Origin of the sequence: Tenacibaculum sp. MAR_2010_89 (genome assembly GCF_900105985.1) — a bacterium.
Classification (GTDB): Bacteria; Bacteroidota; Bacteroidia; order Flavobacteriales; family Flavobacteriaceae; genus Polaribacter; species Polaribacter halocynthiae.
On sequence record NZ_FNUB01000005.1, the window covers coordinates 2,434,647 to 2,452,282 of the forward strand.

Below are 17,636 nucleotides of genomic sequence, written 5' to 3' on the forward strand. Positions count from 1 at the left end.
CAAAAAAGAATTACTAAATAAGTAGCATCCTGTATTTGAGAAGAAGTGGTACTTGATTACTTGTTTATACTAACTTCTATTGTCCCTATAATGTTTATATGAACTCTTTAAATTTAATTAGTTTAACTTACTACGATATATGAAAATTTACAACTTTATTTTGTGTTTACGTACTATTAAAAAAAGTATGTAATTTCTAAGCTTTATAATAATTACTTTACAGAAATATTTGCAGGGTAAAGCATAAAATAATTGTCTAAATTTTGTATAGTCGTATTCATTTTTTCTAAATATATAACATATTGACATTTATGAATACTTTGAGTAATAGATAATACATCAGAAATTACAGACTTTTTAGCTAAATATTCAGCATCATCAAAACTAACTATTTTTAATTGTGTAGTATTTACTCCCTCTAATAACAATAGTTTGTTCATAGTTTTAGGAGTAGTAATTAAAATATCTACTCCTTCAAATATTTCTGATTTAAGTAAATCTATATGCTCTCTTTCATCACAAACATAAACACGTAATGAAGTAATTTTTGTAAACTTTAAAAAAGAATTGTATAATTCTAATGCTTTTTCATTATTTTCTACAAAAACAATAGCTCTAGGTGCAGTACCTACTTCTTTACATTTTAATTTTTGCATTGTTGTAAGAATCAACGCTGTTGTTTTACCACTATTTTTAGGAGCAACACAAAATAAATTTTTACCACTTTTTATTACTGGAATACTTTTAATTTGAAAAGGAGTAGGGGTATCAAAATCTAATTCTGATAACTTCTCTTTTATATTAACATCAAGTTTTTTAAAAGGCATAATTAAGTAAATAATGTATTTGATTATAAAAATGAGTATTATAAATACTACTCCAGTGTTTAAAGTAAACAGCTACAAATTTAAGTATAAATCTAATTACAAGTACACATGTTTTGTTAGAATGTTTTCTGAATTTTATATAAAATACCAAAAAAAATAAAAGAGTTATATTATTTTTGTGTTTTATAAATAGTTTGCATAAATCCTAAAATTTGTTAGAGAAAACACCACAATTATACCAAGAACAATTTACTAATACAGATTATTTTATATTCTGTTTAGAAGCGGTTGATGATATAGAAATGGAGACGTTTACCGAAACACAAAAAAAGTTAGAACAATTAACCATGCAATATGGAGTAGCAAGTATTTATAAAACATGCGACACTATTGAAGGGCTAGAAGTTAGCTTAAACACATTGGTTTTGGATGATCATAATTTTAAAGACTATGAAATAATATACTTAGTTATATCAGGTGAAGCAAACAGTATTTGTTTAAATGACTACTACTATAGCTTACAGGAAATTGCAGAAATTTTTGAAGGTAGGTTAAATGGAAAGATTTTGCATTTTTCAAATGCCAAAGTATTAGATTTAGACGAAGAAGAAGCTCAGTATTTTTTAGATATCACTGGAGCTAAAGGAATTTCTGGCTACGGAAATGAATTTAATGGAATTACTAGCTCAGATCTTGATAAAGTATTCTTTAACTTGTTTAAAAAAGACGAGAATATGTTAGCTATTGTAGAAGAATTATATCAAAGACATTATAAACTTTGTAAGTTACTTGATTTTAGATTGTATTATTAAAAAACAACATTTAAAGAAGCTATTCTAATTTATCTGAAAATTAAGTTTTTTTTGATAAAAAAAGTTTAATATTTAGATCTCTAATTTAAAATTTTAATAAGATTGACTTTGTATAATTTCCCAATGGGAATTGTATGTTCTTGAATGTGTATTCTATTCCCATCAATTTTATTAATATATTTTATGGCTATTGCAAATGATTTGTGCACTTGTAGAAAATTGTCTGAAGGTAATGACTCCAATACATCAGATATTTTTTCTCTTATGGTAATGATTTCATTTATTAAAACAATTTTAGTATAATTTCCTGAAGCTTCTATAAATAAAATAGTGTCTATTTCTATTTGTATATACGACTTATTCTGACGCAAAAAAATACGTTTTGTTTCTGGGGTGCTTTCTTCAATACTAGTATTTTTTGAAATAGTATTAGAGTCATTTATTTTGTTTACAGCTTTTAAAAAACGTTCAAAACTAAATGGTTTTAAAAGATAATCTATAACATTAAGTTCATAGCCTTCTATCGCAAACTCACTATAAGCTGTAGTAACTATAACCTTAGGTGGTGCTGTAAGCGTTTTTAAAAAATCAAATCCTTTTAACTTTGGCATATTTATATCTAAAAAAATTAAATCTACTTGATGAGTATTTAAATATTCCAAAGCTTCTAAAGCACTATAACAGTTTTTTTTGCAGCTTCATATGCGGTAACATTTCACAATATTCCATTATAATCTTATGGGCTATATGTTCATCATCTATAATTAAGTATCTCATTATTTTATATTTAAAGATAGTGTAACTTTATAAATATTAGTGTTTTCACTTAAAACAAGTGTATGCTTTTTGGGATATATCAATTCTAATCTTCTTTGTAAATTTTTTAGACCAATTCCTTGATGATTAGGTTTCTGATGTAATTCAAAATTATTTTCAATGTCAAAACTTACTTTATTATTATTTTCGGTTAAATAAATATGGATATAAGCATCTTTTTCTAAATTTTCTAATCCATGCTTAAAAGCATTCTCTACTAAAATAATAAACAACAAAGGCATAATTTTAGCTTGAGGATTTCCAATTTCAGAATTAAATTGAATATCAGACTTTTTATGGTAACGAATTTCTTGAAGTTCAATATAGTTTTTTAAATAATCTATTTCTTGTTTGAGGGTTACCCAATCTTTTCCTCCCTCATAAATACTATATCGCATCATATCAGATAGTTTGAGTACCATATCCCTTTCTTTAGAACCTTTTTTCATTAATCCATATAAATTATTGAGGGTATTAAAGAAAAAATGTGGATTAACCTGACTTTTTAAATGTAGTAATTCTGTTTTTTCTTTTTCATTCTTTAATTTAATAATGGATTTAATTTGTTTAAAAATCCAATGTGCAATTGTGATAAATAAAATAATGAAGTATAAAGCAATAAACTCTACAAATCCTTCAATTTTACCAAAAGTGTCATTAAAAATTACAAGGATAAAACCTACAATTACAAGTGTAATTTTATAAAATCTGTTTAGGTTTTTCCTTTTTCTATCAGATATTTTCAACTTCATATGTCAATATTAAATAAATAAACCTCCTCTTACAAATTAGTTGATAAATAATGGTTAGAAAGGGGTAAATACTTATTTAGTAGTGATGAAATACGTTTATACTTTCCAAAAGTGTTTGCGTCACACTTAAGAAGAGGTGTGCCCCATTTCCTTTTTCGTATTAGGAATAGCTTATAGGTTTGCGTTAAATAATTAATCAAAAAACAGTATGGAACTTATTATTGATAATTTATCAAAAACCTATTCTAATGGAATTAAAGCATTACAAAACATTTCATTAAACATACCTAAAGGCATGTTTGGCTTGTTAGGACCAAATGGAGCTGGAAAATCTACTTTAATGAGAACTATTGCTGCATTACAAGAAGCAGATACTGGAACTATTACTCTTGGTAATATCGATGTATTAAAACAAAAAAATGAATTACGACAAGTGCTAGGTTATTTGCCACAACAATTTGGTTTATATCCTAAAATATCTGCAGAAGTATTGCTTAATCACTTTGCTGTATTAAAAGGAATTACAAATAAAAGTGAACGTAAAGAACTAGTAAAAGCACTTTTGCATAAAACCAATTTGTACGATGTAAGAAAACAAAACCTTAAAGGTTATTCTGGAGGTATGAAGCAACGTTTTGGTATTGCACAAGCATTACTTAATAACCCAAAGTTACTCATTGTAGATGAGCCTACAGCAGGATTGGATCCTTTAGAACGAAATCGATTTTACAATGTTTTGAGTGAGTTAGGTGAACATACCGTAGTTATTTTATCTACACATATAGTTGATGATGTTAAAGAGCTCTGTACAAATATGGCAATTATTAATCAAGGTCAAGTTTGTTTAAAGGGGCAGCCACTTGAAATATTAGAGAGTTTAAAGGGTAAAGTTTATAAGAAAACAATTGAAAAAGAAGAATTAAAAATTTACAAAGAAAATTATAAGGTAATTAGTGAAAAGCTGTTTTTAGGAAAACCAACTATTCATATATTAAGCGATAAGAACCCGGGAGGTGGATTTTCTCTAACCAATGCAGAACTAGAAGATGTATACTTTTCTAAAATATTTAGTAATACTAACTCTAATTCTAACTAATTATGTGGTACAATATTTTTAAGTTCGAAATACAATATCGAATTAAACGTCCAGATACCTATGTGTTTTTCTTATTTCTATTTCTATTTTCAATTGTAGGTGTAGATTTTATTTTTCAAGGTTCAGAAATGGGATTAATGAAGAAAAACTCACCCATAGTTATAGCAAAAACTATGGGTGCTATTACTGGAATATTTATGATTCTTGCCTCAATGATTATGGGCGTATCTGTATTAAGAGATTTTGAGTATAATATAGAGTCTTTACTATTTTCTACTCCAATAAATAAAAAAGATTATTTACTAGGTCGATTTTTAGGATCTTTTACTGTTTTACTATTTGTGTTTTCAGGTATTTTATTCGGAATGATATTAGGTGAATTTATGCCATGGCATAGCCGAGATAGCCTGTTAGAATTTAATGTAATTGTATATTTAAAGACATTTTTAATAATAACCTTGCCAAACTTATTTTTTGGAGCATCTTTATTTTTTGTTACTGGTGCTTTAAGTAGGAACTTAGTTGTTGTTTACACACAAGGTATTATTTTGTTTGTAGTATTTATGCTAACCAAAGCAATTACTAATCCGTTTTGGCAAGCCATTTTAGATCCATTTTCATTAACTACTACCACTTTTATTACACAATCATGGTCTACTTTAGAAAAGAGTACACAATACCTTCCATTTTGGGGAGCACTTATATATAATAAATTGTTTTGGCTTTTTCTAGGCTTCATAGCGTTGACATATGGTTATAAAAAGTTTAATTTTCATTTAGTTAAAGAAAAGAAATCAAGAAAAAAACAAGTAAAAACATTAGGCGTTAAAGGGAGTAATGAAAATGTAGACATTGTATTACCTAATGCTAAAAAACAATATGGTTTACTAGCAAAATATACACAATTAAAACAATTTTCCTGGTTTTATTTTATAAGTATTTGCAAACAATCATCATTTTGGGGAATTGTTATTTGTGGTATGATTATCATTCTTATTAACTCAGTAAATCTTGGAACCGTATATGGAGTAGATAGTTATCCTGTAACGTATTTTATTGTTGATGAACTTAAAGAAACATCCATTTATTTCTTCATTATTCTTTTAGTATTTTATTCGGGAGAATTGATTTGGAAAGAAAGAAGTGCTAAACTACATCTAATTTATGATGCCACACCAATGTCTAGCTTTATTAACTTATTGGGCAAGTATGTTGGATTAAACTTAGTTTACGTGGTATTAATGATAGCCTTAATAAGTTCAGGGATTATATTTCAAACAATAAGTGGATATTATAAGTACGAGTTTCAAGTTTATTTTTATGGTTTTTTTCTAGAAATTTTACCTTTTTTAGCGTTATACACATGTGTAGCATTTTTTATTCAATCGGTAATAAATAATAAATTTGTTGGTATTTTATTTGTAATTATATTCTTCATTTCCAATATTGCTTTTGGGTTATTTGGTTTTGATCACGATTTGTATTTCTTTGGAGGTAGTTCATTAAAAACATATTCAGCTATGAATGGATATGGTCATTTTTTAAAACCATACCTCATTATTAAATCTTATTGGTTGCTATTCGGAATACTACTACTAATTATTGCTTCTTTAGTTCATATTAGAGGTACAGAAACCAACTTCATGAAACGAATAAAAGCTAGTAAATACAGAGTAAGCAAACCACTTTTCAAATTCGCATGCTTAGTTTTTTTAGCATTTATAACTATTGGAAGCTTTATCTTTTACAATACAAATATTTTAAATAAACACTGGAGTGACTCTGAAACCACCGCATATAGAGTAGCTTATGAAAAAGAACTAAAGCAGTTTGAATATATACCACAGCCAAAAATTATAGATGTAAACCTTCAATTAGAACTTTATCCTTCAACGCGAAATTACTTATTAGAAGGCTCATATATATTGAAAAACACAAATACTGTAAACATTACATCAATTCACATTCAAAAACTCATAGAAGAAAACGTTACGTTGGATAGTATTTCTTTTGAAGGCGGATTCACTATTAATCATCAATACGAAAAATTTGACTATTTAATTTTCAACCTTACAAAAACATTAAAACCAGGAGATTCTGTAAAGATGTATTTCAAGCAACGTTTTACTACAAAAGGATTTGAGCTAGGAAACTCTAATGTAAACATCAACAACAACGGAACATTTTTTAACAATTCTGATCTACCTACAATTGGATATAATAGAAAATATGAATTAAGAAATGCTGATGAACGTGAAGAAAATAAACTACCATTAAGAAATAATAAGTCTGATAGAAATAATACTAATGAATTAGTAAATGCTAGGTCAGGTAGTGACTCTGATGGAATTAATTTTGAAATGATTATTGGTACTTCAATAAATCAAACAGCATTAGTACCTGGGAATTTATTAAAAAAATGGACAAAAAATCATCGTAACTACTTTCATTATAAAATGGAAATTCCCATAATCAATTTTTACTCCATTGTTTCGGCAGTATATGAAATTGAAAAAGACACATGGATTTCTAGTAAAGATTCCATGAATAATAAGCCAGTTGATCTTGAAATTTATTATCATAAAGAGCATAGTTATAATATTGAACGAATGATAACTTCAATGAAAGCTTCTTTAGAGTATTATACCAAAAATTTTAGTCCTTATCAATATAAGCAACTTCGTATTATGGAGTTTCCAAATTATGCTCAATTTGCACAATCATTTCCAGGAACCATTCCATTTTCAGAATCTATAGGTTTTGTTTTAAATATTGATGATAAAAAAGATGTGGATATGGCATTTTACGTAACAGCACATGAAATTGCCCACCAATGGTTTGGTATGCAGGTTGAAGCAGCAAATGTAAAAGGCAGAAACTTTATTTTAGAAACATTATCACAATATGCTGCTATGATGGTTTTAAAACAGAAGTATTCAGAAGAAAAACTACTTCAGTTTTTAGAAACTCAAAAAGAGATTTATAAAAAAGGAAAAGATAGAGAAGCAGTCGAAGAACCTTCATTGGCATTGGTAGAAAATCAAGAGTATGTATATTATGCTAAAGGAGCAATCAATATGTATAAATTTCAAAAAATAGTAGGAGAGGAGCAAGTAAATAAAGCGCTGAAGAGTTTTTTAAATGATTGGAATACCACTAATGGTAAATTGAAAATAACTACAAACAGGTATGCAACTACTCATGATTTAATAGGATATTTTAGAAAAATTACACCAGATTCTCTTCAACATGTAGTAACTGATTTGTTTGAGAAAACAACGTTTAAAGAACAGTAGTTTATTATTTTCTAAACATAAAATATTTAAAAGGAAGAGAACTTATGTAAATACGATAGCGGATTAAAGAAATAAATTCCAAATATTTCTATATGCAAAATAGAATTGTTTGGGATTTATTAATCCTTTAACCTTAGAATGTGTATTTATAAACGTTACAAATAACAGTAATCTATAATATAGCTGGTATAAAAATACATTTATGCGTATTTTTAGGGTATGGCTAGACAGTTTAACAAAGGGTTACGTTTTGAGAAATTCAAAGAAAAAGAAATCCCAATTTTCGATAAACTCTTTGATATTTTCAAAGAATTATTAACCTATACTTCAGGAGATTTTGATGAGGCTTTTGAATGGCTAAAACAATTGGATGTAGAATATAGTTTAACTACTCCTGAATATACACTTGATGACTTTTTAGAAGATCTAAAAAATAAAGGCTACATAAAAGAAGAATTGGAAGATGGTACTGGAAGTTCAAAAAATAAAATTACTTCTAAAACAGAACAAGCACTGCGTCAAAATGCCTTAAATCAAATTTTTGGAAAATTAAAAAAACGGGGTGCTGGAAATCATAAAACCAAAGCTATTGGTAGTGGAGATGAGCATACAGGTGAATTTCGAAATTTTCATTTTGGAGATTCTTTAGATCGAATTTCGATGACTGAAAGCATAAAAAATGCGCAGATTAATAATGGTATTGGTAATTTTTCCTTAACGGAACAGGATTTAATTGTACAAGAGACGAATTTTAACGCGCAAATGAGTACCGTTTTAATGATTGATATTAGCCATAGCATGATATTGTATGGAGAAGACAGAATTACTCCTGCTAAAAAGGTAGCAATGGCATTAACAGAACTTATTAGAACCCGTTATCCTAAAGATACTATGGATATTTTGGTTTTTGGTAACGATGCTTGGATGATTTCCGTTAAAGACTTACCATACTTAAAAGTAGGGCCTTACCATACGAATACTGTTGCAGGGCTTCAACTTGCCTTGGATATTTTGCGAAGAAAACGAAATACTAATAAGCAAATTTTTATGATTACGGATGGTAAACCTAGCTGTTTACGTATGGCTGATGGTACGTATTATAAAAATAGTAATGGCTTAGACAAGCATATTGTAGAGAAATGCTACAATATGGCTGCACAAGCTAGAAAATTGCATATCCCCATAACTACCTTTATGATTGCAAGTGATCCCTACTTAATGCAATTTATCGAGCATTTTACAAAAGCAAATCAAGGAAAGGCCTTTTATACTGGTTTAAAAGGTTTAGGGGAAATGATTTTTGAAGATTATGAACAAAATAGAAAAAGAAGAATACGATAAATTTAAAATTATACATTATTAATAAAGAAGTATACTTAAAAAGGATACTATACTAGAATATACAATATGAATCATCAAGATATAAATACATTAGGTGAATTAAAAGCTACAGGATATCAATCTATTTCCATAAAAAACGAGTTAAGAAACAATCTAATAAATAAATTAAAGCAGCAAGAAACAGTTTTTACAAACATATGGGGGTATGAAGATTCAGTAATACCTGAATTAGAAACTGCTATTTTGTCGAAGCATAATATTAATCTTTTAGGATTACGAGGGCAAGCAAAAACAAGGTTAGCACGTTTAATGATAACTTTGCTAGATGAGTATATTCCTATTGTAAAAGGTTCTGAAGTAAATGATGATCCATTACGTCCTTTATCAAGATATGCCAAAGAACTAATAGCTGAACATAAAGACGATACACCAATATCTTGGATACACAGAGAGGAACGATTTTTTGAAAAATTAGCAACTCCCGATGTAACTGTAGCCGACTTAATTGGCGATGTAGATCCTATAAAAGCCATGAATTTAAAATTGAATTATGCAGATGACCGGGTGATTCACTTTGGGATGATTCCAAGAGCTAATCGTTGTATTTTTGTAATTAACGAAATTCCCGATTTGCAAGCCAGAATTCAAGTATCCTTATTCAATATACTACAAGAGGGCGATATCCAAATTAGAGGGTTTAAATTACGTTTACCTTTAGATATTCAGTTTGTATTTACAGCAAATCCTGAAGATTACACTAATAGAGGGAGTATTGTAACGCCATTAAAAGATCGTATAGGTTCACAAATTTTAACGCACTACCCAAAATCTATAGAAATAGCTAAAAAAATTACTACACAAGAAGCAACCTATCTTCAAGAGCAAAAAAACAAGATACATGTACCAGAACTTGCAAGAGATATAATTGAACAACTAGTTTTTGAAGCGAGAAAAAGTGAATATGTAGATTTAAAAAGTGGAGTAAGTGCCCGAATGAGTATCTCAATCTTTGAAAATCTTTTAAGTACAGCTGAAAGAAGATCACTTTTAAACGAAGAAACGAATACCTCGGTTCGTGTATTAGATTTTTTAGGAACTATCTCTGCGATTACTGGTAAGATAGAATTAGTATATGAAGGAGAACAGGAGGGAGCAGATATGGTTGCACAAATACTACTCAATAATGCGATTAAAACTATTTTCAATACCCTGTTTCCTGAAATTAAGAAGTTGAGAAAGGAAGGAGAAGCATCACCATATGACGCTATTTCGTCATGGTTTTCTTCTAAAGATGCTGTAGAATTATTAGATGATATGGATGAAAATTATTTTAGAGAACAGTTAGATTCGATAGCACCTTTAAATCTTTTAATTAAAAAATATCAACCTGAAGTTTCTGAAAAAGATATACCTTTTATGCAAGAATTTATACTTTGGGCATTATCCGAATATAAGATTTTAAATAAGGAACGCTTTAACACTGGTTTTCAGTTTAATGACTCGTTAGCCAATTACATAAAAAGAATTTAGTACTTCTTTAAATAGCTATGAGCATTCAAAAATGAAGGTGATAGGTTATAATAATCAGGGGAAAAGGAAAATTATAATATAATTTTTCCAAAAATAGTAGATAATGCAAGGGAATTAGATTCTGTTGAATAGAAATGCTGACAAAAATTAAAAAAAGTAGATACAATTGGATTCACTTACTCAGGTCGTATTAGGAGCAGCAGTCGGCGAGGCTGTTTTAGGCAAGAAAATAGGTAATAAAGCTTTACTTTATGGAGCAATTGGTGGAACTATTCCCGATCTTGATGTATTTCTAGGATTATTTACAGATACAATTACTGCGATAGAATTACATAGAGGATTTAGTCATTCTATCTTATTTTCTGTAATTATGGCACCTCTATTGGGGTGGTTAGTTAATAAAATAGAACGGAGTAGGAATCTTGGTTGGCAACCTTGGGCTAAGCTATTCTTTTGGAGTTTGATTACACATCCTATATTGGATGCTTTCACTACATGGGGCACTCAATTGTTTTGGCCTTTTAATATAAAAATGGCTTTCAATTCTATTTTCGTTGTTGATCCTTTATATACCTTACCTTTTCTTTTCTGTTGTATTACGGTTCTTTTTTGTAAACGTACTTCAAAACTCAGAAGACGATTTAATAGATTCGGGTTGATTATATCAACAAGCTATCTTTTTTGTACACTTATTTTAAAATCATTAGCGTATAAAAAAATTGAAAGTGAATTAAAAAATCAAGGCATAGAATATACTACCATTAGTACGCGTCCTTCACCTTTGAATACTATTTTATGGAATGCTAATATTGATACAAAAGAGAATTATCTGATTACTGATTATTCCTTTTTTGATACGCAACCCTTAAAATTTAAAAAGTACCCCAAACATCGTGAAAAATCAGAGGCATTAATTAAATATTTAAATGTACAACGACTTATCAATATTTCTGAAGGATGGTATATTATAGAACAAAAAGAGGATCAATGGTATTTTAACGATCTGCGATTTGGATTAATTCCAAGAGAAGATGGTAGTTCATTTTTTACTTTCTCCTATTACTTAAAAGAAAAGAAAGGGGAAATTCAGGCAACTGAAGTTCCTAAAACCAAGCGAGAAGCAAAGTTTTTGATGCAACGACTTTGGCATAGAATAAAAGGAAATTAATCTAAAAAATATAAATATGTTCGGAATATTCAAAAAGAAATCACAGAAAGAAAAATTACAAGCTAAGTATGAAAAACTCTTGAAAGAAGCTTATACGTTATCTACCACCAACAGAAAAAAGAGTGACCAGAAAGCTTTTGAAGCTGAAGAAATTATGAAACAACTAGAAAAGCTTAATTAATATTAACAAGAAGCAATTACAAAGCGAATGATGAGATCAAATTTATTAAATATAAAACTCCTTAATAATTTTACATAATGTTTAATTATAGCTACAAATTGTTGTTCGAATGTTTATTATAAACGATTCTGAGAATTTTACATTTTAAAATTATGAACGTAAAAGAATTTACTTTTTATTGAAAGGGTAGAGGAGTAGGATAACAACTATTATAGTTTATTTGGTATTAAACTTCTATTAATTCTAAATACTATCTTTACCAATTCATGAAATTAATACTTGACTTTATTCTAATCATAGGAATTCTATTAAACCTAATCGTTTTAATAGGGTTAATACGAGTTAAAAATAAAAAAATACCACAACAAATATTAATTGCTTTTTGGTTATTAATCTTAATTAATATACTTCATTTTTATGCAGCACTTCATAATTTAAGATCTTTTAATAGGACCACTTTTCTTATTGAAGATGGTTCTCGTTTTATAGGAGCGCCATTAATTTACATTTATTTAAAATCTCTTTTTTTTAAGCAAACAAACTTCATTAAAAAAAATAGTATACACTTTATTCCATTTACTCTTTACCTTTTGGGATATACTATACCTAGGCTTATTAATATTTTAAATGAACCTGACATCTTTAACCATATCCCAATAATCAATCAATCAATTAATTTAGCTTTAGTTAAAGATTTATATTTTATGGTGTATTGCTTTCTTTCTTTAAAATTATTTTATCGAATTAAAAAGAATATGAAACATCATTATTCTACAATAAATGAAAAAGACTTTTCGTGGCTAGAAATTTTTCTATTGAGTATTTCTACTGTAATTTCCGTAGATTTAATAATTACTTTGTTAGAAATATTTTTTGGATATAATGTTACATGGGATGGTTTTATTACAATTACATTCCTTATAATAGCCATGTTTATTCTAGGGTATAATGGACTAAAACAGTCAACAATATTTCTTCCCTATTTTTTACTTGAAAAGCAAACTGAGAAAAGAAGCCATAAAATTTTAAAAGTTATCGAATCTTCAGAAACTTTAAAGATGAAAATTGAAAATACTCTTAAAACAGAAAAAGATTATTTAAACCCTGATTTAACCTTAAGAGTATTGTCAGAAAAAATTAGTTTATCTGAAAGAAAACTCTCTGCTTTTTTAAATAATGAAATGCAAATTTCTTTTTACAATTTCATCAATTCATATAGAATTGAAGAAGCTAAAAAACGATTACTATCCAGTGAATATAAAAAATATACAATAGAAGGAATAGGGCATTCTTGTGGATTTAAATCGAGAAGTAGTTTCTTTAAAATTTTCAAAAAAGAAACAGGAGTTTCTCCTTCTAAATACAAGCAAACACTAGTAAAATAGTCCTTTTGCATCTAAAAAGACTTCATTAGCATTAAATAATTTTATAAAAAAAACGAATTATAGAATCTTTGCTCATAGATATTTTAACCATAAAACATGTATTAATTAATAATGAAAAAAACACTTATTATTTTATTAGCGATCTCTATAATTAGCTGTGAAAAATTAGAAATAAACAAACTACAAAAAACAGCACATCAAGACTCTTTAAGAACTCATATGAATTCGGTTTTAAATAACCTAAAACCCTTTCACTATTTGAAAGGTAAGGTACAAAAACAAACCATAGAAGGGTTAATGCAAAAATATAATGTACCTGGTCTTCGTATTGTTTTTACAAACAAAGGAAAAATTTCATGGTCAAAGAGCTACGGGTATGCTAACCTTAAAGATTCTATAAAAGTCGATAAAAACACTGTATTTCAAGGAGCATCATTAGGTAAACCTGTAACTTCAATGGCAGCGTTGAACCTTGTAGAAAAAGGAGTTTTAGAGTTAGATGAAGATGTTAATAATAAACTTAAAGGTTGGAAAGTACCTACTAATGAATTTACAAAAAAAGAAAAAGTCACACTGCGAAGGCTTATTGGCCATACCTCAGGATTTAATAGATATTATGGTGCAAATTATATGCCTAATGAAAAATTACCTACAATAGTACAGACGTTAAATGGAGAAAAACCTTCAAAACATCCTGCTGTAAAATTAATTGCTGTTCCAGGTGAAAAGTATACCTATTCTAATCCTGGATATTTAATCACTGAAAAATTGATGGAAGATGTTACTGGAAAGAAGTTTGAAAATATTATCGATGAATTAGTTTTTAAACCTAGTGATATGAAAAACAGCTCTTTTCAACAACCAGCTCCTAAGCATCTTATGGATGTAAGTGCAATTGGATATTCAGAAAATTTGCAACCGTATTATTATAATATTATTTCTTTTAAAGCTGCTGGAGCTATTTTAACAACCCCGGATGATCTTGCTAAATTTACATCAACGTTGATAGAAGATCATAAAAACGGAACCAATATCATACTCTCGAAAGAGATGATTTCTAAAGTATTTAATAGAGGATCAAGGCTAGAAAAATTAGGCTTTACATTATTTAATTGGAAAGATGATATTGCTTTTAGACATACAGGACATAACTATGGTTTTACTTCCTTTATGTTTGGTTCAGTTAATAAAGAACAATCTCTAATTATAATGACTAATGGATCTAATACTCATGAATTGTTTAGTCAGATTCTATATGCGGTAGCAACAGAATATAATTGGGATTACTTTAAATCAAATGAATATGAACCTATAGACATTTCAGGTAAAGACCTTAATGTATTCACTGGACATTTTGATTGGCACGGAAAAAAAATAATTATTACCAATGAACTTGATAATTTGTTTCTACAAATAGATAATTCTAGATTCAAACTAGTACCTGTGGGAACTAATACTTTTCTGGCTCCAGAAAACTCATTACTTATCACTTTTCCTGAGAACCTAGAAAACGAAATAAAAACAATTCATATTTGGGATAGGAATAATGATAATCATACGATTAATAAAATGTATTAAAAATATGAAGCATTTTTGCAATTTTAATATATAGTTAGAAATGTTTCCATGTAAATCTAAAATTTCAAATCCACGAGAATCGCGTATTTAAAAATATTTGAACACTGCACAACGCAGTATTAAAATATCCAAACAAGATTTAGGAGTATTGAAAGATAACTTGTTTGTCGCTTTAGTTTTAATAATGGAAAAACAACCAAGAGTTGTTTATTTAATTCCATCAAAAGATTTATCCCAAACAAACAATGATATTTTCATTGAAAACGAAGTGAGTTTAATGCCTAGTTTATCTAATTGGGAAATAAAAATATCTAGAAGTACAATTCCTGAATTGGCAAAGTATTCGCTAGAAAATATGACCGAAAAGTTATAAAGTTAAGGATTTCCGTAAATTACTGTTATCCTATATATCTAATTTTGATTAATAAACAAAACTTTATAAAAAATGGCAAAATTAGCAAATTACTTTATATCTGGTGTATGGAAAGATAATAATGATAATATTACTCACGTATTATTACACACTGTTAATGATGATAATTCATTTCAATACGGTGTTAAAACTACCGAGTTAACAGCTATCAACTTAATAAAACAAAGAAATACAATTAAGACTATTACTTGGGGATATCCTGAATGGCAAATAGGAGCTTTAGTAACTTATGTAAACAATAATAATCGTGAATATCTTAGAACTGTCCCAAATGCAACACAAAAAGACAACTTAGATAATGCTATTAATATGAAACCAATTAGAAATTAAAGTATGATGTTAAAATGACCTCATAAAACTTTGGCTATTGTTATACCAAAGTTTTATGAAGTCTTGATTTTTTGTTTCTTCTTGTATTAAGAAAAAAGAAAGGAATGTTTAATCCTTAATCAGTGTTTTTTATCTAAAAGGTAGCAATCAAATAAAACACTGTCATCGAAAACTCCCATTTCAAAAGCTTGTTCGCAAATAGCCAATTTAGTCTCTGAGTCAAAACTCGTTTGATTCATATTTTCTGCATCAGCAATGTAAATTTCCCACATTACAAAATCAATTTTATGTTGATGTTTATTGGTAACGATTCTGAGAATCTCGTATTTTAAAAATTACGAATCATTGCACAGAATATTAAATTCTCATAAATACCAAAAATGAATGTTTAATGACCCAAGTAATACAGTTTATATAGAAACGAGAATATTCTGGAATATTTAACATAATATAGAATTATAGCTATCAAATAAACCTTGAAGATCATAAGCCGTAATTTCTTTTAACATAATATCTGCCGATATAAGTCTAAAGACGTTATATCTGATATTATGTGTAAATAGCCTGATACGGCTATACAGAAATTACTATGTACATGTACTATAATGTTCTGCGTTATGTAACTTTGCTTTGGTAAAAAGCATTAGCAGAATATGTAATTTCTTAATTTTTTTCTTTCTAAAAACTTCTTTGCAACTATAATGGAATACGCTTTGCCCGAAACGACGATAGGAGTGGAGTGGGAATGTGTATGGAATGGGATTATTCTCTCTAATTTTCAAATTAATTGCGGTATTCCATGAAAAAATATTTATTAAAATTCTGTATATTGTAATTCCAAAACCTAAGCAATTGAATGACTAAATTATCTATTGAATTTGATAAAAGTATTAAAGAAGAACATAACTCTTTATCCAAATTATTAAAGCGTGAAAAAAAGTTATATTTATTAAAAAATAAACTTTTACTTAGAACTAAATGGTACCACTATTTTTTATTGCATCTTATATTAGGAATATTAGCGATAAGTTTTTCTTTTAATTTTAGTGACGTTCAATTGTTGAAATATTTGAGTTTTATTGAAATAGATAAGAATTATGCTGATAAAATTTTGCACGAATACACTCTTTATATAGGAACATTTATTTCTGTAACTTTAATCGTAACAACTTTTCTATTTAACTTTTTAAAAGAATTATTAGATTCAAATATCAAACTAATTGTAAGATATGTGAATTATGAAATTGTTGCATACTACGGCTTTGGTTTAGTTATTTCTTTGATTATACAAAAACTATTAAGTCTTAGTTTACCTTTTGAAAGACTTAAAAACCTAATAGTCTTAGACTTTTATTTATTATTGATATTCTTATTCGCTTTAGTTTTTTTATATGTTCGAATATTTGAAATAATTAAACCTACAAAATTAAAAGAAGTTTATTTAGATGATACAAGAAGAATATGCGCTTTAAACATATTTCATAAACTTTATGAAATTAAGAGTAAAAAAATTATTCGAGATTTTTTTACTAAAAATGGCTTTGAAGAAATCGACAATTCAATACATTTTTTTGGTGACGAACAAAGAAACGATTTAAATTATCTCTATAACAAGGATAAGAACAAAGGTAAATACCTTAGAGATATTCATTTTAAGAAATTATTTAAAAGAACTAATAGCTTTGAAACGAAACAATTTGTCCCATTAAATCTTGGGCAATATTTTATACCTGATTCAGATTATCTTTTATTAGGGCTTGAAAATAATAACAAAAAGTTCAGATATAATAAGACGCTAAAACTTTTAGGAGCTTCATCAAAAAAGATTTACGAAAATCATATTCTAAATGGTTATAAATTTTCTAAAAAAACTATAGAAAAAACATATGCTCAAGATGAATTAGATGAGAAGTTGGAGTTTATTTATGATGATTTTAATGATAGCATATATAAAAGAAATCATAAAGGAGTAAAGAAAACACTTAGCGACTTGGAAGTAATAATAGATTTATACACAGAAAATTTCGAATAATGTTTCTAGGCCATAGTTATAACAAATACGAGTCAAAAGTTTATTTCCCAAAGGCAATA

At 27.7% G+C, this 17,636-nt stretch carries 16 protein-coding genes; 12 read left to right on the forward strand and 4 right to left on the reverse strand.

Annotation, left to right across the window (positions count from 1 at the left end):
* Nucleotides 1-212 precede the first annotated feature (212 nt).
* Nucleotides 213-827 carry a DEAD/DEAH box helicase gene (locus BLV71_RS14195; protein ID WP_093871182.1) on the reverse strand — a complete coding sequence of 205 codons (615 nt, stop codon included), beginning with the start codon at nucleotides 825-827 and terminating at the stop codon, nucleotides 213-215.
* Between the two features lie 212 nt (nucleotides 828-1,039).
* Here BLV71_RS14195 and BLV71_RS14200 point away from each other — a divergent pair, with 212 nt between their 5' ends.
* On the forward strand, nucleotides 1,040-1,639 hold the full coding sequence (locus BLV71_RS14200; RefSeq protein ID WP_093871183.1) for a DUF6642 family protein: 600 nt from the start codon (nucleotides 1,040-1,042) through the stop codon (nucleotides 1,637-1,639).
* Between the two features lie 80 nt (nucleotides 1,640-1,719).
* Here the strand turns inward: BLV71_RS14200 and BLV71_RS14205 are convergent, their stop codons facing one another.
* On the reverse strand, nucleotides 1,720-2,301 hold the full coding sequence (locus BLV71_RS14205; RefSeq protein WP_369813922.1) for a LytR/AlgR family response regulator transcription factor: 582 nt from the start codon (nucleotides 2,299-2,301) through the stop codon (nucleotides 1,720-1,722).
* A gap of 114 nt (nucleotides 2,302-2,415) precedes the next feature.
* The gene (locus tag BLV71_RS14210) at nucleotides 2,416-3,207 is read right to left on the reverse strand and encodes a sensor histidine kinase (protein ID WP_093871184.1); all 792 of its coding nucleotides are present in this window, start codon (nucleotides 3,205-3,207) and stop codon (nucleotides 2,416-2,418) included.
* Between the two features lie 208 nt (nucleotides 3,208-3,415).
* On the opposite strand from BLV71_RS14210, the gene BLV71_RS14215 reads away from it, so the two are divergent.
* The 10 genes from BLV71_RS14215 to BLV71_RS14255 all read left to right on the forward strand — a co-directional run bounded on the left by BLV71_RS14215 (nucleotide 3,416) and on the right by BLV71_RS14255 (nucleotide 15,545).
* Complete coding sequence (locus tag BLV71_RS14215) at nucleotides 3,416-4,303, forward strand: ABC transporter ATP-binding protein (RefSeq protein ID WP_093871185.1); 888 nt, start codon at nucleotides 3,416-3,418, stop codon at nucleotides 4,301-4,303.
* Nucleotides 4,304-4,305: 2 nt separating this feature from the next.
* Entirely contained in the window at nucleotides 4,306-7,599 is a 3,294-nt protein-coding gene (locus BLV71_RS14220; RefSeq protein WP_093871186.1) for a M1 family aminopeptidase, read from the forward strand.
* 219 nt (nucleotides 7,600-7,818) lie between these two features.
* On the forward strand, nucleotides 7,819-8,940 hold the full coding sequence (locus BLV71_RS14225; protein WP_093871187.1) for a vWA domain-containing protein: 1,122 nt from the start codon (nucleotides 7,819-7,821) through the stop codon (nucleotides 8,938-8,940).
* 66 nt (nucleotides 8,941-9,006) lie between these two features.
* Nucleotides 9,007-10,470, forward strand: a complete 1,464-nt coding sequence (locus BLV71_RS14230) for an AAA family ATPase (RefSeq protein ID WP_093871188.1) — start codon at nucleotides 9,007-9,009, stop codon at nucleotides 10,468-10,470.
* A 166-nt stretch (nucleotides 10,471-10,636) separates the two neighbouring features.
* Nucleotides 10,637-11,638 (forward strand): metal-dependent hydrolase, encoded by a 1,002-nt coding sequence (locus BLV71_RS14235; protein WP_093871189.1) that lies wholly within the window; start codon nucleotides 10,637-10,639, stop codon nucleotides 11,636-11,638.
* Between the two features lie 16 nt (nucleotides 11,639-11,654).
* Nucleotides 11,655-11,819 (forward strand): Lacal_2735 family protein, encoded by a 165-nt coding sequence (locus BLV71_RS18390; protein ID WP_113787148.1) that lies wholly within the window; start codon nucleotides 11,655-11,657, stop codon nucleotides 11,817-11,819.
* 266 nt (nucleotides 11,820-12,085) lie between these two features.
* Nucleotides 12,086-13,204 carry a helix-turn-helix domain-containing protein gene (locus BLV71_RS14240; protein ID WP_093871190.1) on the forward strand — a complete coding sequence of 373 codons (1,119 nt, stop codon included), beginning with the start codon at nucleotides 12,086-12,088 and terminating at the stop codon, nucleotides 13,202-13,204.
* 111 nt (nucleotides 13,205-13,315) lie between these two features.
* A complete protein-coding gene (locus BLV71_RS14245; protein ID WP_093871191.1) occupies nucleotides 13,316-14,782 on the forward strand; it encodes a serine hydrolase domain-containing protein in 1,467 nt (488 codons plus the stop codon).
* 97 nt (nucleotides 14,783-14,879) lie between these two features.
* Nucleotides 14,880-15,155, forward strand: coding sequence for a hypothetical protein (locus BLV71_RS14250; protein ID WP_143032795.1), 276 nt, complete (start codon nucleotides 14,880-14,882; stop codon nucleotides 15,153-15,155).
* Between the two features lie 72 nt (nucleotides 15,156-15,227).
* The gene (locus BLV71_RS14255; RefSeq protein WP_093871193.1) at nucleotides 15,228-15,545 is read left to right on the forward strand and encodes a DUF3892 domain-containing protein; all 318 of its coding nucleotides are present in this window, start codon (nucleotides 15,228-15,230) and stop codon (nucleotides 15,543-15,545) included.
* Between the two features lie 119 nt (nucleotides 15,546-15,664).
* Here BLV71_RS14255 and BLV71_RS18635 read toward each other — a convergent pair whose 3' ends face one another.
* Nucleotides 15,665-15,817: a hypothetical protein gene (locus BLV71_RS18635; protein ID WP_176974410.1), complete on the reverse strand. Its 153-nt coding sequence runs from the start codon at nucleotides 15,815-15,817 to the stop codon at nucleotides 15,665-15,667.
* 584 nt (nucleotides 15,818-16,401) lie between these two features.
* Between BLV71_RS18635 and BLV71_RS14260 the strand changes: the two genes are divergently transcribed.
* The gene (locus BLV71_RS14260; protein WP_093871194.1) at nucleotides 16,402-17,577 is read left to right on the forward strand and encodes a hypothetical protein; all 1,176 of its coding nucleotides are present in this window, start codon (nucleotides 16,402-16,404) and stop codon (nucleotides 17,575-17,577) included.
* The last annotated feature ends 59 nt before the right edge of the window (nucleotides 17,578-17,636 follow it).

Coding starts and splice junctions, on each gene's coding strand:
- BLV71_RS14195 (WP_093871182.1), bottom strand. CDS start 827: ATGCCTTTTAAAAAACTTGATGTTAATATAAAAGAGAAGTTATCAGAA.
- BLV71_RS14210 (WP_093871184.1), bottom strand. CDS start 3,207: ATGAAGTTGAAAATATCTGATAGAAAAAGGAAAAACCTAAACAGATTT.
- BLV71_RS14215 (WP_093871185.1), top strand. CDS start 3,416: ATGGAACTTATTATTGATAATTTATCAAAAACCTATTCTAATGGAATT.
- BLV71_RS14220 (WP_093871186.1), top strand. CDS start 4,306: ATGTGGTACAATATTTTTAAGTTCGAAATACAATATCGAATTAAACGT.
- BLV71_RS14225 (WP_093871187.1), top strand. CDS start 7,819: ATGGCTAGACAGTTTAACAAAGGGTTACGTTTTGAGAAATTCAAAGAA.
- BLV71_RS14230 (WP_093871188.1), top strand. CDS start 9,007: ATGAATCATCAAGATATAAATACATTAGGTGAATTAAAAGCTACAGGA.
- BLV71_RS18390 (WP_113787148.1), top strand. CDS start 11,655: ATGTTCGGAATATTCAAAAAGAAATCACAGAAAGAAAAATTACAAGCT.
- BLV71_RS14240 (WP_093871190.1), top strand. CDS start 12,086: ATGAAATTAATACTTGACTTTATTCTAATCATAGGAATTCTATTAAAC.
- BLV71_RS14245 (WP_093871191.1), top strand. CDS start 13,316: ATGAAAAAAACACTTATTATTTTATTAGCGATCTCTATAATTAGCTGT.
- BLV71_RS14255 (WP_093871193.1), top strand. CDS start 15,228: ATGGCAAAATTAGCAAATTACTTTATATCTGGTGTATGGAAAGATAAT.
- BLV71_RS18635 (WP_176974410.1), bottom strand. CDS start 15,817: ATGTGGGAAATTTACATTGCTGATGCAGAAAATATGAATCAAACGAGT.
- BLV71_RS14260 (WP_093871194.1), top strand. CDS start 16,402: ATGACTAAATTATCTATTGAATTTGATAAAAGTATTAAAGAAGAACAT.